The sequence below is a fragment of the Vibrio splendidus genome (assembly GCF_003345295.1).
Taxonomy (GTDB): domain Bacteria; phylum Pseudomonadota; class Gammaproteobacteria; order Enterobacterales; family Vibrionaceae; genus Vibrio; species Vibrio splendidus_K.
Genome location: NZ_CP031055.1, coordinates 579,961 through 594,899, shown reverse-complemented (window position 1 = coordinate 594,899; position 14,939 = coordinate 579,961). Strand labels below are relative to the sequence as shown.

Annotated in this window: 13 protein-coding genes and 2 pseudogenes; all 15 read right to left on the bottom strand. The window is 46.2% G+C overall.

Going from position 1 to position 14,939, the window contains the following annotated elements; all coding sequences use genetic code 11:
* Complete coding sequence (gene fliM / locus DUN60_RS02655; protein WP_004736207.1) at window positions 1-1,044, bottom strand: flagellar motor switch protein FliM; 1,044 nt, start codon at window positions 1,042-1,044, stop codon at window positions 1-3.
* 7 nt (window positions 1,045-1,051) lie between these two features.
* Complete coding sequence (gene fliL, locus DUN60_RS02650) at window positions 1,052-1,540, bottom strand: flagellar basal body-associated protein FliL (protein ID WP_004736206.1); 489 nt, start codon at window positions 1,538-1,540, stop codon at window positions 1,052-1,054.
* 73 nt (window positions 1,541-1,613) lie between these two features.
* A pseudogene (locus tag DUN60_RS02645) lies at window positions 1,614-3,245 on the bottom strand (flagellar hook-length control protein FliK); the annotation flags it as partial.
* A 56-nt stretch (window positions 3,246-3,301) separates the two neighbouring features.
* Window positions 3,302-3,704 (bottom strand): annotated as a pseudogene (locus DUN60_RS25005) (flagellar hook-length control protein FliK); the annotation flags it as partial.
* 182 nt (window positions 3,705-3,886) lie between these two features.
* On the bottom strand, window positions 3,887-4,324 hold the full coding sequence (gene fliJ / locus DUN60_RS02640) for a flagellar export protein FliJ (protein ID WP_017076818.1): 438 nt from the start codon (window positions 4,322-4,324) through the stop codon (window positions 3,887-3,889).
* Between the two features lie 19 nt (window positions 4,325-4,343).
* Window positions 4,344-5,663, bottom strand: a complete 1,320-nt coding sequence (gene fliI / locus DUN60_RS02635) for a flagellar protein export ATPase FliI (protein WP_010439337.1) — start codon at window positions 5,661-5,663, stop codon at window positions 4,344-4,346.
* A complete protein-coding gene (gene fliH / locus DUN60_RS02630) occupies window positions 5,663-6,463 on the bottom strand; it encodes a flagellar assembly protein FliH (RefSeq protein WP_114633107.1) in 801 nt (266 codons plus the stop codon). The genes fliI and fliH overlap by 1 nt, the downstream gene beginning before the upstream one ends.
* A 124-nt stretch (window positions 6,464-6,587) precedes the next feature.
* On the bottom strand, window positions 6,588-7,649 hold the full coding sequence (fliG, locus tag DUN60_RS02625; RefSeq protein WP_017076820.1) for a flagellar motor switch protein FliG: 1,062 nt from the start codon (window positions 7,647-7,649) through the stop codon (window positions 6,588-6,590).
* Window positions 7,642-9,384 carry a flagellar basal-body MS-ring/collar protein FliF gene (fliF, locus tag DUN60_RS02620; protein WP_017076821.1) on the bottom strand — a complete coding sequence of 581 codons (1,743 nt, stop codon included), beginning with the start codon at window positions 9,382-9,384 and terminating at the stop codon, window positions 7,642-7,644. The genes fliG and fliF overlap by 8 nt, the downstream gene beginning before the upstream one ends.
* 16 nt (window positions 9,385-9,400) lie before the next feature.
* Window positions 9,401-9,712 carry a flagellar hook-basal body complex protein FliE gene (gene fliE / locus DUN60_RS02615; RefSeq protein ID WP_004736198.1) on the bottom strand — a complete coding sequence of 104 codons (312 nt, stop codon included), beginning with the start codon at window positions 9,710-9,712 and terminating at the stop codon, window positions 9,401-9,403.
* Between the two features lie 132 nt (window positions 9,713-9,844).
* Window positions 9,845-11,254, bottom strand: coding sequence for a sigma-54-dependent transcriptional regulator (locus tag DUN60_RS02610; protein WP_114633106.1), 1,410 nt, complete (start codon window positions 11,252-11,254; stop codon window positions 9,845-9,847).
* A gap of 33 nt (window positions 11,255-11,287) precedes the next feature.
* Window positions 11,288-12,328 carry a sensor histidine kinase gene (locus DUN60_RS02605; protein WP_017076823.1) on the bottom strand — a complete coding sequence of 347 codons (1,041 nt, stop codon included), beginning with the start codon at window positions 12,326-12,328 and terminating at the stop codon, window positions 11,288-11,290.
* Between the two features lie 185 nt (window positions 12,329-12,513).
* On the bottom strand, window positions 12,514-13,980 hold the full coding sequence (locus tag DUN60_RS02600) for a sigma-54 dependent transcriptional regulator (protein ID WP_004736195.1): 1,467 nt from the start codon (window positions 13,978-13,980) through the stop codon (window positions 12,514-12,516).
* 228 nt (window positions 13,981-14,208) lie between these two features.
* Complete coding sequence (fliS, locus tag DUN60_RS02595) at window positions 14,209-14,619, bottom strand: flagellar export chaperone FliS (protein WP_004736194.1); 411 nt, start codon at window positions 14,617-14,619, stop codon at window positions 14,209-14,211.
* A gap of 12 nt (window positions 14,620-14,631) precedes the next feature.
* Complete coding sequence (fliT, locus tag DUN60_RS02590) at window positions 14,632-14,937, bottom strand: flagellar protein FliT (RefSeq protein WP_004736193.1); 306 nt, start codon at window positions 14,935-14,937, stop codon at window positions 14,632-14,634.
* Window positions 14,938-14,939 lie beyond the last annotated feature (2 nt).

The following is a 14,939-nucleotide window of genomic DNA, read 5'->3' as shown; positions in this document are numbered from 1 at the left end:
CTATTCGTCATCATCGCTGTTTTCGAGCTCAGACATTAGGTCTTTGCCTAGAAAAGCGAGATCAGTTTTGACCACATGCGGTCTTTGAATTTTTTCCGAAATCTGTACCGCGAGCTTCTCACCAGAACGCCCCATTTTCACACGATAAGTCGGCAGTTCTTCGACAAACATCGTCGCGTGTTCAGGCATATTCATGGGAATGACATCTCCTGGGCGCAGCTCCATCAAATCACGCAGGGAAATATCTTGCTCTAACAAGTTCACGCGAAAATTGACTGGCACATCCATGATTTCATCACGCAGCGCGGTGCTCCAACGAACGTCGGTTTCCATTTTGTCTGATTGAACACCGGCATCAAGCAATTCACGAATCGGCTCAACCATGGAATACGGCATCACGACGTGGAAATCACCACCACCGCCATCCACTTCAATGTGGAATGAACTCACAACAATCACTTCGGTTGGGCTTACAATGTTCGCCATGCTTGGGTTCACTTCAGAATCCAAGTATTCAAACTCAACCCCCATCACTGGAGACCAAGCTTCTTTGTAATCTTCAAAAACAATTTTCAGCAGTAACTGAATAATTCGTCTTTCTGTTGGCGTGAATTCACGGCCTTCAATCTTGGCGTGGAAACGGCCGTCACCACCGAAAAAGTTTTCTACAAGAATAAATACAAGGCGTGCTTCCATAGTGATCAGCGCCGTGCCTTTCAACGGGCGGAAACGAACCATGTTTAAACTGGTGGGTACATACAATGTGTTTTGGTACTCACCAAACTTCATCATTTGTACGCCATTGATCGACACTTCAGCCGTTTTACGTAACATATTGAACAAACTGATCCGCATATGACGTGCGAAGCGCTCGTTAATAAGTTCAAGGGTCGGCATTCGACCACGGACGATTCGATCTTGAGATGAGAAGTCGAAATTGACCGCACTGTCATTCTCGGTTTCTAAGACATCTTCAACTTCTTCAACATCATCAACGCCATGTAATAGCGCATCAATTTCGTCTTGGCTTAATAAATCGGTCACAAATTACCTATTGAATTACGAAGTCAGTGAATAACACTTTTTCAATCACAGGCTGGCCAACAGCTTGAGCCAGACTTGCTTTAATATCTTCAGTTGCCTTGTCACGCAGTTCAATTCGCCCAGTGGGTGAGCGTAATTGATCGACCGTTGCCGAAGCGAACGTGGCCAGTAGCGTACTTTCTACGAGTGGAGAGTGGTAACGTGCGAGGTCTTCATTCTTACTGCCACGTACCATCAGCTGTGCTTTTATCTGAACTAGGCGATCTTTTTTATCCCCCGTCACATTAAACAAGAAAGGCTGAGGAATATTAACATACATGACAGGCTCTGCTGCGACCACTGCGGTGGCTGGCTGAGACTGAGATTCAGAGGCACTATCATCGGAGCCTAAGAAAAAGAACAGCGCACCACCTATGCCAAGCAGCAAAACGACTACCGCTATAATGATGATAAGGAGCTTGCTCTTCCCTTTAGGTGCATCTTGTTCTTCTGCCATACTTTACTCTAACTTCCTGTTCTTTCGATTAACTGACGGTTCTTTCTATCAACCAAGCGTTCTTAGCCTGATATTAGGCATAATAACTAATTCCATCACGCTTTGATGCGACATTCAATTCAAGATTGCTGCCACTATCAAGGTTTTCATCACCTTGGCCATCATTTGTGCGGTTAGTGCCGGATTGTTGCTCACCATTGTTGTATCTATCCTGCCCCTGACCAGAGCTCTGTTGCTGAACTGACGAATCGGCTAGTTGTAGACCTTGTTGAGCAAGCATCTCCCTCAGGCGAGGTAAGGTTTGTTCAATCACATCTCTTGCCTGTTGATTGCTAACCGTAAAGTGCACGTTCGCCACATCATTATTCATGGTCATTCGGATTTTCATCTGACCCAACTCTGGAGGGTCGAGACGAATGTCCAAGTTCTTGAGGTTCTTCGACATCATCATTTGGACTTTTTCCGCAACCTGCTCATTGGCTAACTCTTTGGTGAGCTGTAAAGGCGCTTGTTGAGCAGCTTGAATTTCAGCTCGTGTAGGTGCTGAACCAACCGTTGCTGTACCTTGTGCGCCAGCCGCAGAAGCGATCTGCTGGGCCAAGGTCGAATCTTTAGAATCTTCTTTAGCACCCGCTTTACCCAAACCAGACAATGCAGCGGCACCAGCGCCCGCTTTAAGAAGCGCGTCAGTCGAGCTTGCTTTTGTGGCTGCTGGCGTTGCATTCATCGCTAGGCTTTGTGCCGTTAAGCTAGGATCTAAGGCCGCTTGCTGCTGCATTGGAGCGGCATTCCCTTGTTGAGAAGCCAATTGTTGAGCCGCATGCGCATTATTGGCGTGCAGCATTGCCGCCTTATCCGTAAGAGCATTATTTGCTGATTGAGAAGCGGCCTGCGCTGATACTTGTTGTGCAGCCGTCGCTACTGCCGCTGTTGATGCCACCGCGGCTAAGGCTTTGGCTTCATTTGAATCAGTGTTGTCCCAATCAATAGCGGCGGGTTCACCGGGTGTGCTGTTCACGTTCGGAGCTTGGCTTAGTAAAGCCGTTGCTTGCTGTTGAACATTGGTTAGCTGTTGATTTAATACTTCTAAGTTAGAGGTTGCTTGAGCCAGCGCAGCTTGCTCATCGACGGTCAGCTTAGCGCCACTTTGTTGCTTTTGAACCAGACCACCGACAACAGACTGTTCTGATTCGATCTGTCCATTCAATTGGTTTAACGCTTTGGTATGGGCATCAACCTGTTTTGCAAGTTCCATATCCGCTGCTGAGAGTGCTTGACTCTGATCGGCAGCAACCGAACTGGCCGCGTTCTTTTGGCGCAACTCTCGGCTCATACTCGCTTCAATTTGTTCTGGGGTGACGCCTTTATCCATCAACTGTCGAATTTCATCATCAGTCAACTGTGATACACCCTTACCTCCGGTAAGCACGGCAATTTCAGAATCGATCTCAAGACCGTTTTCTTGGTTTACTGCATTGGTTTGTTGTGCTGGTTTACCCACTGTATCGGTCGCAAGAACGCCCACAGCAGTTGCACCTACAATCTTGCCTTGAGCTTCATCAGCCTTCACTTGCTGAGGCAAGCCTTTGCCGTTGTCAGGTTGATTCAGTGTTTTGTTTGCCTCGTCCAACTGACCAAGCAATTTATTGCCTTCACTCATCGCAGCACTAGCTTGAGATGCCCCCTGAGCATTCAGCTCTGCGGATTGTGTATCAGAATCACTATTGGGCTGAGCCGCAGCCAAGGTATCGTCATCAGACCGTTTCGACGAGGCTTTATCGCTCGACGGTGAATTTAGTTCAGACGTATGTTCAGTAGCTGCGTTACTAGTAGCCGTATTTTCAACATCCGTCGCTGCTTTAGCCTGCTTGGTTTGAGCTTCGCTAGCCTCATCAGCGATCTTAGACTCAGTTGAATCACCTGTAGTCTTTTCAGCCGATACTTCTTCTTCCGCAGAGGTCTGTTTTTCGTCTGATGTTGATGCGCCATCAGTGTCTTTTACTGCCGCTTTGCTATCACTTTCTTCAAAGCCTAGCGCTTCTTTAAAAGACTCTAAGAAACTTTTAGAGTCTCCGGTCTCTTCTACCTTGGAAGAGGCAGAACCGGTGTCCAACAACGATGACGTTTTATTGGCCGCTGAATTTGAGGAAAGGCTAACATTCATATATACAAGCTCTATCTACTAGCTTTGCTGCCATAAATCGGACAACAAAAAGAAAGTCGGGTGCTTTTAATGCCTTTGTTGGGCATAACGCGCAATTTTATATAAAACGGAGCAAGAAACATGCCTATTAGTTCTGTTCTCACAATCTGAACGGCAACACCAGCGTCATTCAGGGCTTAGGATCACATCTTCTTTCGGCCATACATCAGCGTCGAGAACTCATCCATTTGCTTTTGTTCTCTTTGATCTTGCAGCTTTGCCTTCTCTTTTTGTTTTTTCTCCATCAACCACTCGTAGGATTTACGCTTTTTACGTAGCTCCATCCAGTAGTTTTGGCAGTTGTCGACTTGGTTTTTAAAATGGTGCTCCGCTTCTCTCTGTTTAGATAATGTTTCATCTAGTTGAGTTAAGAAACGGTTCAAGTGACCGTACTGACTCGCTGTGAGTCCTGCTTTTCCGCGGTCAATAAGTTGCTGACAGTAATCAAGTCGGTACTTTTCAATCTGAGCGACCTGCTCATAGTAACCTTGAAGCTCTGAATTCGCTTTGTTGAGCGCGAGTACGGCTTGGTTCTCTTGATCCTTGGCTTGGTCGAGCAAAAATTCTAATGCGTTATCCATGACTAACCTTATTCACTCGTTAGCCACCCAATACATGTTTCAACATGTTGACACACATGTCATAGGGAACCGTTTCTTTCATTTTTTGCTGTAAGTACTCGTCCAACCTCGGTTTCAAGGTGAAGGCACTATCAATGGCAGGATCAGTCCCCGGTTTGTAAGCACCAATCGATACCAAATCTTGGTTTTTACGACAGATAGAGAGTACTTGGCGCACCGCTTTCGACATCAATACATGTTCTTCGGTGGTGATTTGCGGCATAACACGACTGACGGATTTCTCGACATCAATCGCAGGATAATGTCCGGCATCGGCCATCTCACGCGATAAAACAATGTGACCATCAAGAATCGCTCGTGACGCATCGGCAATGGGGTCTTGTAAGTCATCACCTTCAGTTAAAACGGTAAAGAAAGCCGTGATAGAACCTTGTTCATCGTTGCCGTTACCCGCACGTTCCACCAGCGCAGGAAGCTTGGCGAATACTGATGGCGGATAACCTTTGGTTGCTGGCGGCTCACCCACAGACAGAGCAATTTCACGCTGAGCCTGAGCAAAACGGGTCAATGAATCCATTAATAAAAGAACATCTAAACCTTGGTCGCGGAAGTACTCAGCGACAGCCAGTGCAGTTTGGCAACCTTTCAATCGCATCAGTGGCGATGAATCCGCAGGAGCAGCGACCACCACAGATCGTTTGCGTCCATCTTCGCCAAGAATCTCTTCAATAAATTCTTTAACTTCTCGTCCACGCTCACCAATTAGACCTACCACCACCACTTGCGCGGTTGTGCCTCGAGTCATCATCCCGAGCGTGACCGACTTACCGACACCGGAACCAGCAAACAGACCAATACGCTGACCTTTACCTACCGTCAGCAAACCGTTTATGGCCTTCAAGCCGACATCAAGCGGTTCAGAAATCGGTTTTCGAGCTAAAGGGTTGATTGGCTCAGCATTAAATGAAGCGCGTTGTTCGGTATAGATGGGACCTAGCCCATCAAGTGGATTACCCACACCGTCTATCACTCGGCCAAGCAATTCCATTCCGACAGGGATGCCGCTTTCAGTGGTCACGGGGGTCACACGAGCGCCAGGTAGTATCCCTGTGATTTGTTCACTTGGCATCAAAAATAAGTTATCGCCAGAGAAGCCGACGACTTCGGCTTCCATCTGACCAGACATGGTTTCTACTAAACACAGGCTGCCGATGGGTGCTTTACAGCCGGTCGCTTCAAGCGTTAAGCCAACAACGCGTACTAACTTACCAGAGGCAATTGGTCGCGATTTTAGCCCTTCGACTTTGTATTGGCTAAGACGATTTGCTAATTCAAGCATTACTCATGACCCTGATGACGGTTTGCGCCACAGAAGTTTTGAATGACGTTTTTCACACGGTCTTCCATGCGGTAGTTAACGCTCGACTCACCCGCTTCGATTTGTACGTCACCACGGTTGAGTGCCGGCTCTGCAACTAACGTCCAATTGCGGCAATCCAATTCAGTTTCGCCATACGCAGAACGAATAATCGCGACGTCTTCGGGATTAAGCTTCAATGTGATCGCATGACCTGAGATCGGCAACGACTCGACCGACTCTTTGACGGTATCTAATATGATTTGTGGGTTGGTTTGCACTTCAACATGAACCACTTCTTTGACCATGGTCAGTACCATGTCCACCAATTGCTTCTCTACCTGAGCGTTCATCAGCTCTAACGGTTGAGCAAACTGGTTGGCTAGCCCCATAAAGATGGCAACTTGCTGCTGAATGTACTCTTGACCAGCAGTCACGCCTTCAAGCTTGCCGGCTTGGTTGCCTTCTTCGTGGCCTGCAGCAAACCCTTCTTCTTTACCTTTATCGTAACCCTGTTTAAAGCCAGCTTCTTGCCCTTGATGAACCCCTTCTTGATAAGCACCTTGCTTAATCAGTTCGATTTGCTCTTCAGTCAGAACAAGCTCTTCGTCTTCAATGGCTTCTTCAACCGTCGGCATCCAACTAGGATCGTAATTAAAGGCCGTTTCTTTGGCTTGTTTATTCACATCAGAGGTGTAGTCAGGCAACCCCCATTTTTGAGGTTGGGCAACCGTATTATCTTCTTCAGGGCGAAGGAAGCCGCGTTTTCTATCACCTGACATATCAGTACCTATCTATGAATGCGTCCAGCTGCATTGTAAATTCAAGCCGTGAACGGAGTTAATCTTGGGTTCGAGATTGGATAAAGAAAAGCCCCAACAGTGTGGGGCTCTTGAGGTTTCTGTATTAAAGGAACTCGTCGGCGCCACCAGACAGCATAATCTCGCCACTGTCTGCCATCTTCCTCGCAATACCCAATATCTCTTTTTGAGCCGCTTCCACGTCGGAGACTTTTACTGGCGGCATCGCCTCAATGTCGTCTCTCATCATATCGGCAGCACGTTTAGACATGTTCTTGAAGATCTTCTCACGTAGACCGTCATCAGCACCTTTAAGCGCTTTCTGTAGAACGTCTTGTGGAACATCACGCAGCAGTCGTTGAACACCTTGGTCATCAACTTCAATAAGGTTTTCAAAGACAAACATAAGATCTTGAATCTGCGTTGCCATATCTTCGTCTTGATCTCGGATTTGATCCATCAAGACGCCTTCCACATTATTGTCCATGTAGTTCATGATCTCAGCCGCGGCTTTCAGGCCACCAATTTTGGCAGCTTGAGCACCCGCTTGACCCGCAAACTGTTTCTCCATGATTTCATTCAATTCAGCAAGAGCCGAAGGTTGAACTTCTTCAAGGTTAGCAATACGCATCATCAGATCCAGACGAACTCTTTCTGGGAATTGAGACAGAATCTCAGCCGATTGATCAGAATCGAGGTACGACAACACAATGGTTTGAATCTGAGGGTGCTCGTTGATGATGATACTCGCCACCTGACGAGGATCCATCCACTTCAGTGAGTCCAAACCTTTCGAGCCAGTACCAAGAAGAATTTGGTCAACAAGGTTATTCGCCTTGTCTTCACCCAAGGCAGCGACCAGCGCATTACGCATGAAGTCTTCACTGCCCATACCAATGTTGGTGTACTTCTGAATATCATCTAAGAAAGCACGGTGAACCGCTCCCACTTTTTCTTGGGATAGATCAGTCGCTCGCGCCATTGCACTGCCCACACGCTGAACCTGCTTTGGCTCTAGGTGACGAATAATACCAGCAGCGTCTTCTTCATTTAAACTTAGTAACAAGATCGCAGCGCGTTCATCGCCTGAGATAGAACCGATATCCACGCCAGAGACATCAAGTACTTCACCACCTTCCGTTTGTTGTGGAACTATTTCGTTAGCCATCTACCATCCAATTCTTAACTACTTGAGCTGCTAGCTCTGGTTCATTCGCTACAAGAGCACGTACTGCTTTCAGCACATCTTCGTCTTTATGAAGGTTTGGTAAGTCGATGCTTGAACCAAATTCAAACAACTCCCCACCTTCAATATCACCACCAATTAAGCTGGTTTCGCCGTCGGCACCAATTGGCATACCATCAGGGCCGTACATTTGATCATCATCGTCAGCTGCTGGGTTAAGCAGTTTCTTCATTGCAGGGCGAACAAGTACCAATACCACGACAATAATAACCAACGCGCTCGCAAACCAACGTACCCAATCATTGAAATTTGGATGCTCCCAAATTGGCACATCAGCGACAACATCCGTCACTTGTGGTGCGAACTGCATGCTTAACACATTGAGTAAATCACCACGATTTTCATCAAAGCCAACAGTACCAATCAGTACCTGACGAATCGCATTAATTTCGCTGGCCGGGATTGGCGTATGAACCACTTCGCCCGTATCAGGGTTCAGTGATTGACGGTCTTTGATCGCTACCGATACCGTCTGGCGGTTAACCGTGCCACTCTGCTTACGTTCATGGCTGATGGTTGTGTCTAGCTCAAAGTTTCGGGTCGCTTCTTTGTGAACCGAACCTTGCCCCGTCATCGCACCGTCTTTCATCTGAGCAACATCTTGGGGAATTGAAGCATCTGCAGGAGGTTGGTTACTCAAAGCGCCAGGAATACCAGCCACAGTGTTGCCGTTGTTATAATCTTCTAACGTGTATTCACTTCGAGTCGCTGGCGTATTCGGATCAAAACGTTTTCTCGTTTGTTCCACAGCACTAAAATCAAGCTGAATATCAACCTGAGCGGTATAGTTACCAAACCCAAGAATAGGAATTAGGATAGAGTCAATTTTTTCACGCAGCGCTTGCTCTTGATTGCGCTCTAACTCATGTTCTTTACGACGCGCAGCTGACATCGGGTCTTGAGAACCTGAGTTCAACAGTCGGCCATGCTGATCGGTCACCGTGATACGTGAGGTTTTCATTCCCGGAACGGCACTTGCCACCATGTCGACAACAGAATCAACTTCTTGCTGCTTGAGGTTACTGCCAGTTTTCAGAGTCAGAAATACGGAAGCTGAGGCTTCTTGATTGTGACGAACAAAGACACTCTGCTTTGGCAAGGCTAATAAAACCTGAGCTTTACGTACCTGTTTCATCTGCTCAATGGCTTTCGCAAGCTGTCTTTCACGACTTAACTTAAGGCGCTCTTGCTCTAAACGTTGTGATACACCAAAACCCATGTCTTGCATGAGGATGTCATCACCGGCGTTTCGCTCTTGATTCAAACCCGCTCGTACCATATTAAGCTTTAATGAGTTGTACTCACTAGCCGGTACCGAGATAGTGTTACCTTCAAGAGTGTATTCGATCTTTTGTAGATCCAAGTAATCAAGAACGGGAATCAACTCTTCTGTTTCATAAGCCCCTAATGGACGCATTTCTGGCTCTTTCACCCAGAAAAACAGCATCACAATCAGCGCTACACAGATAGAAATAGATAGGACTAAGACGACCTGACGAAGTAAATCGAGATCACCGACGGCCATATCGAACTTAGAGGAACTGCGTTCACCTAGATCGGGATTTTGCCCTTCCCCATCAAGCTCCGAACCTGCAATGAGTGCATGGTCATTGCTATCGCTTACGGTTAAATCTGTTGTTTGACTATTATCTGCCACTATTTAATTACCCAACTTATACCGGCATATTCATCAGCTCTTTATACGATTCGACCAATCTATTTCTAATTTGGATCGTCGCCTCAAAAGCCACACTAGATTTATTACGAGCAATCATCACGTCCGATAGAGACACGCTTTGGTCGCCACTATCAAAACGAGCTTGAAGATCACCTGAGGTTTTTTGTAATGAGTTCACGTTATTAATGGCCTGCGTCAGCATGTTGCCAAAATCTGCACCGACCGCTTGCCCCGTTGCAGCAGGACGCGCGCTAGCAGCTTCAACCATCATTGCCTGCATTTCGCCTTGTAAACCATCTATTCTCATCTACTACCTCAGGAGTCAAAATTATGACTATCTATTTAGCTGTATTATTGACAGAGCAATTAGCGTGCCACACATTAAATTGACTAGATATCGTATTACACTAGTCAGAAAGCTGACACTACTAATCTATCCTCAGTTTGGGATATCTATTCCAGCATCGCGCATTTTCGCCAACTTATAACGCAATGTGCGAGGGCTAATGCCCAACTTTTCTGCCATTTCTTTACGTCGGCCATTACAAGCGATCAGCGTCTCAAGAATAATTGCATACTCTTGATCTCGAAGCTCATTTCCAAGCCCTTCGCTGGCAGCCACGACTTTACCAATAGGGTTCGCTTCAGCAATCGGCTTGATATCTGGCGCGGCAACACTGTTGCCTTCAACAATTCGCTGCAGGCCACTTGCGTCTTGCCAATCGACACCTTCAAGCAAGATGTGCTCACCTGAAATATTTTCTTGCTCACTCAGAATTAGAGCGCGCTGCACGACATTATCCAGTTCACGCACATTACCCGGCCACGGATAATTGACGAGCTTACTAATGGCTTGCTCGGACAGAACAGGAACGGGCATACCAAGCTTGGTGCAATGGCGCTCAACCAAGTGCTTCGCAAGCGGCTCAATATCGCCTTTACGTTCACACAGTGCTGGCCAAGTAATTGGAAATACATTCAGGCGGTAGTATAAATCCTCACGGAAATTCCCTTCAGAAACATACTGCTTTAGGTCGCGGTTACTGGTTGCCAGAACACGAACATCCAGTTTGATACTCTTGCGGCTACCAAGACGTTCAACTTCGCGCTCTTGCAACACGCGCAGTAGTTTCGCTTGTAGGCTAAGATCCATTTCACTGATCTCATCCAACAAAATAGTACCGCCTTGAGCTTGCTCAAATTTACCAGGACAAGCTTGAATAGCACCAGTAAACGCGCCTTTATCGTAGCCAAACAGTGTTGCTTCCAACATGTTATCTGGAATCGCGGCGCAGTTAATCGCAACAAACGGACCGTCTTTACGGCTCGAAGCGTTGTGAATATAGCGAGACATGACCTCTTTACCAGAACCACTTGGCCCCAACACCATGACGTTAGCATCGGTTTTAGCCACCTTATCAGCCAACATCATTAGTTTGATGCTTTTCTCATCGGCAACGATGGCATCGCCATTATCATCCGATTTTACCGGAGCATAACGGCTCACCATATTGAGCAGTACTTCAGGCGCAAATGGCTTTGCCATATAGTCTATAGCGCCCTCTTTCATTGCGGCAACGGCGTCTTCAATGTTGGCATACGCTGTCATCAACAATACTGGTAGATTTGGCCAATGCTGCTTGATATTTCTTAGCAGTGCTAAGCCGCCCATACCTGCCATCTGCACATCAGAGACAACAATATCAACGGAGTTCGATTTCAATTTTACCAGAGCATCTTCCGCACAATCCGCTTCCAGCCATTCATAGCCAGCAAGCGCGAGAGTGTCGACAAGGGCTTCGCGTAGACCTTCATCATCTTCGACGATTAACACTTTGCTTTGAGCCATAGGATTCTCCAGTGTAAATTCAGTTAAAACTTATTAGTCTTCAGAAGAAGCGCTTCTTTCCAGCGGTAGACACATAGTAAAGCATGCGCCATCCCCTTCTTCTGATATCAATTCCAGTCGGCCTTCATGTGCTCGACAGACCATTTGTACAACGGCTAAACCTAGACCTGTACCTTGCGAACGAGTGGTAAAGAAGGGTTCCATAATTTTACCTTGAAGCTCTTTCGGTACGCCGGGGCCACTGTCTTGCACTGATATCTTAAGCTCGCCGTTTACGGGCCTAAAAAAAACATCAATCTGCGATTCTTTACCCGCAATTTGCACTGCGTTCAAAACTAGGTTGCTCAGAGCAGAAGCGATAGCATTAGCATTGCCAAACATCTGAGTCTCTTCGCCTTCCACTTCCTGGCAATAATCAATCTGGTTCGATTTTAATGCAGCTTCCACCATTGGGTGAAATTCAGTGATCAGTTCAGCAACGGTAAATGGCTTCACAACCTTGTTGTCGCCACCTTTGGCAAACAACAGCATGTCGTTCACTTGCTTCTCTAAGTCATGCAATCTATCCATAAGCTTAGATTGAAAACGTGTCTTTGTTGCCGGCGGCAAGTTTGGCGCGGCAAGGTTTGATGCATAAAGCATGGCGCTAGAAAGTGGCGTACGAACCTGGTGTGCCAACGAGGCTACCATTCTGCCTAACGACGACAAGCGCTGAAGATCACTCACGCGAGACTGTAGGAGACGAGTTTCTGTCAGGTCGGTGATCAAGATTAGCTGACCTGTAGTCGAGGCTGAAATCGCCAAACGCACTTTACGCCCGTTCTTCAATGAGATCTCATGTCCATCATCGTCTTTTGGGTCAAAGGCACTTTGAATAACCGAAAACCACTTCTCGCCCACCAGTTCCACACCTAAAATTCGGTGCGCTTCTGGGTTCGCTTCCCTTACTTCACCATGAGTATCTAACAAGATGACACCTGCTGGCATCACATCAAGCACTTGCTTATAGCGCTCAACCTGCTGTTCAACTGAATCTAGGTGTGACTGATTTTCTGATTCGTTAGATCCGTGCATGTCAAAAATTTGCCTCAAATACTAAAACAGCCTGACACGTAAAACACGCGTCAGGCTATTTGCTATATTTATCACATAGTTAAGCAAGCAACAACTCGACTATGCCCTCTCTATTCTCTCAACCAAAACGATGCTTTAACTCAACACCCGTCTTAATTTGATATCGCTGAACACGAATCTGAGCTCTATCGCTGTAGATTGTACTTACGCATTTTTTCAACCAAAGTCGTTCTGCGCATTCCAAGCATGTCTGCAGCACGGGCAACAATGCCACCCTGCGCTTCCAAGGCTTGGTTGATCATGTTCACTTCCATATCCGCCAACAGCTCTTTCAAATTAACACCTTCTGGTGGTAACTCTTGAGGCGCATTCGCGTTATCGGCAAGATCATCTTGCTGGTCAAAGCTGAAATCTTCTGAGAACAAATCAGAAAGTGCATCGCGTTCTTGCTCTTCTTCCGACACAAAGCGATTAAATTCAGGCTGGAACTCAGGGATATCACTGTATCTATATTTAGTGGGTAGATGATTCACATCAACCAAGCTATTTGGATACAGGATAACCATTCGCTCAACGAGGTTCGCTAGCTCACGAACGTTACCTGGCCAGTAGTGCTCCATCAAAGAATTGATAGCACGTGCCGTGAAGCAGATAGGCATGCTGCCTTCCGCTTCCATTCGAGTCATTAGCTCTTGAAGCAACAGTGGAATGTCTTCTTTACGATCTTGAAGCGCCGGCATTTCAATTGGGAATACATTCAAGCGGTAATAAAGATCTTCACGGAACGAGTCATCGTCGATCATGTCTTCAAGATTGCGGTGTGTTGCTGCAATCACACGAACGTCAGCTTTAATGGTGCTGTTACCACCTACGCGTTCGAAACAGCGCTCTTGCAGTACACGCAACAACTTAACTTGCATTGCCATTGGCATATCGCCAATTTCATCAAGAAACAGTGTGCCACCTTCAGCCAATTCAAAGCGACCTTTTCGTGCGGTAATCGCACCAGTAAATGCGCCCTTCTCATGACCAAACAACTCACTTTCGAGTAAGTCTGGTGGAATAGCACCACAATTCACAGGCACGAAAGGCCCAGAACGGCGCTTAGAGTGATAGTGAATATTACGCGCTACGACTTCTTTGCCTGTACCAGATTCACCAAGAATCAGCACGTTCGCTTCCGTAGAAGAGACTTGTTCAATTAAGTGACGTACTTCTTGAATGCCAGCACTTTGCCCTACTAAGCTGCGAAACAGTGTGTTCTTGCGTGCCGAAGACACCACTTGAACACCCTTGCGGCCTAAGAAATCTTTACAGTGCCTTAATGCATCACTTAATTGCGGGTAGTTAAGAGGAAGTTCAAGTTCGCCAACATAGTTAGTTAGCTCGTCAACCGGGTGATTGTTTTTACCAATCACCAGTAAAGGGATGTGATTGGCGTGAACAAGCTTTTCATTCAGTAAAGCGTTGAAGCCTTTACCTTTAATGGTACCAATAATGCAGCCGGCCCACTGTAGTGACCAATCCACTTTACGTGCTTGTTCAGAGCTGATTACTTCGCAGCTCTCTCCTACAAACTCTAATATTGTGCTTAAATTGTGACGATCTTGAGCGCTATCGTCGACGACAAGCAGTTTTGCCAAACCTTGCATAAGTAGGAATTATTGCCTTTATTTTGGTGCGATGCAGAAAAACGATGAGCGACGTAATCGATAAAACAGAGAAAAGTATCAATGATTATGGTCTACGTGGACAAATTTAGGAAATCAGCAACGAAAAAAGCCATTAGGCTATCTAATGGCTTCTATTTTATTTGATTAAAAAAATAAGGCAACCAACCAATTAAAGGATATGAGATTGGTTAAAACTGCAGTTTTTCTTTAAATACCTACGTCAGCAGACGTCAAGTTGTGATATTCGTTCGGAATTTGGTCCCAAGCGCTCTTAATTTCGCGGATAATATCGATAACATCATCAATAGGCTGTGGGTCATTTTTGTGATTTGCCGCAGAAATTTGCGTGATCATGAACTCATAAAGTTGATCTAGGTTTTTCGCAATATCGCCACCATCGTCCATAGACAGGCAACTACGTAGGCTAATAATGATATCCAGAGCCTTACCAAGTCGCTCGCCTTTCACTGGGATGTTGCCCGCTTGCATTGCCGCTTTACCTTGAATCAAGCGCTCGATGGCACCTGCCATCAGCATTTGTACAATCTTATGCGGTGAGGCAGCTGTTAGCTGACTATCCACTGATACCTTTTTATATGCCTGTAAAGAACCGCGCATAGTAAACCTCTTTTATAAAAACTTTTTGTATTGTTGAACTGATTTAGCGCCGTGACGGTATTTGTGTAGGGTCTTACCTACTCGACTCGTCTCAGATTGCATCAATTCGACTAATTTTCTGGTTCTGGTAATGGCTTCAAACCATTCAGAACTTTGCTTAACGTCGGGGTGTGAGTCGATTATTTGAAGCACGTTTTGCAATAACTGTTCTCTGTTATCGACAAGCCGCGTTATTTCTTCAGCATTAATTTCACTAAATTCAAGCTTAGAGATAATTAATTGATCGAGTTCACAAAGCTCTTGCAGCTGACTGTTCATCT

Bases quoted from the DNA above. Each gene is read 5' to 3' on its own strand.
- fliL (WP_004736206.1), bottom strand. From the start codon at position 1,540: ATGGCAGAAGAACAAGATGCACCTAAAGGGAAGAGCAAGCTCCTTATC.
- fliJ (WP_017076818.1), bottom strand. From the start codon at position 4,324: ATGGATAACGCATTAGAATTTTTGCTCGACCAAGCCAAGGATCAAGAG.
- fliI (WP_010439337.1), bottom strand. From the start codon at position 5,663: ATGCTTGAATTAGCAAATCGTCTTAGCCAATACAAAGTCGAAGGGCTA.
- fliH (WP_114633107.1), bottom strand. From the start codon at position 6,463: ATGTCAGGTGATAGAAAACGCGGCTTCCTTCGCCCTGAAGAAGATAAT.
- fliG (WP_017076820.1), bottom strand. From the start codon at position 7,649: ATGGCTAACGAAATAGTTCCACAACAAACGGAAGGTGGTGAAGTACTT.
- fliE (WP_004736198.1), bottom strand. From the start codon at position 9,712: ATGAGAATAGATGGTTTACAAGGCGAAATGCAGGCAATGATGGTTGAA.
- DUN60_RS02610 (WP_114633106.1), bottom strand. From the start codon at position 11,254: ATGGCTCAAAGCAAAGTGTTAATCGTCGAAGATGATGAAGGTCTACGC.
- DUN60_RS02605 (WP_017076823.1), bottom strand. From the start codon at position 12,328: ATGCACGGATCTAACGAATCAGAAAATCAGTCACACCTAGATTCAGTT.
- DUN60_RS02600 (WP_004736195.1), bottom strand. From the start codon at position 13,980: ATGCAAGGTTTGGCAAAACTGCTTGTCGTCGACGATAGCGCTCAAGAT.
- fliS (WP_004736194.1), bottom strand. From the start codon at position 14,619: ATGCGCGGTTCTTTACAGGCATATAAAAAGGTATCAGTGGATAGTCAG.
- fliT (WP_004736193.1), bottom strand. From the start codon at position 14,937: ATGAACAGTCAGCTGCAAGAGCTTTGTGAACTCGATCAATTAATTATC.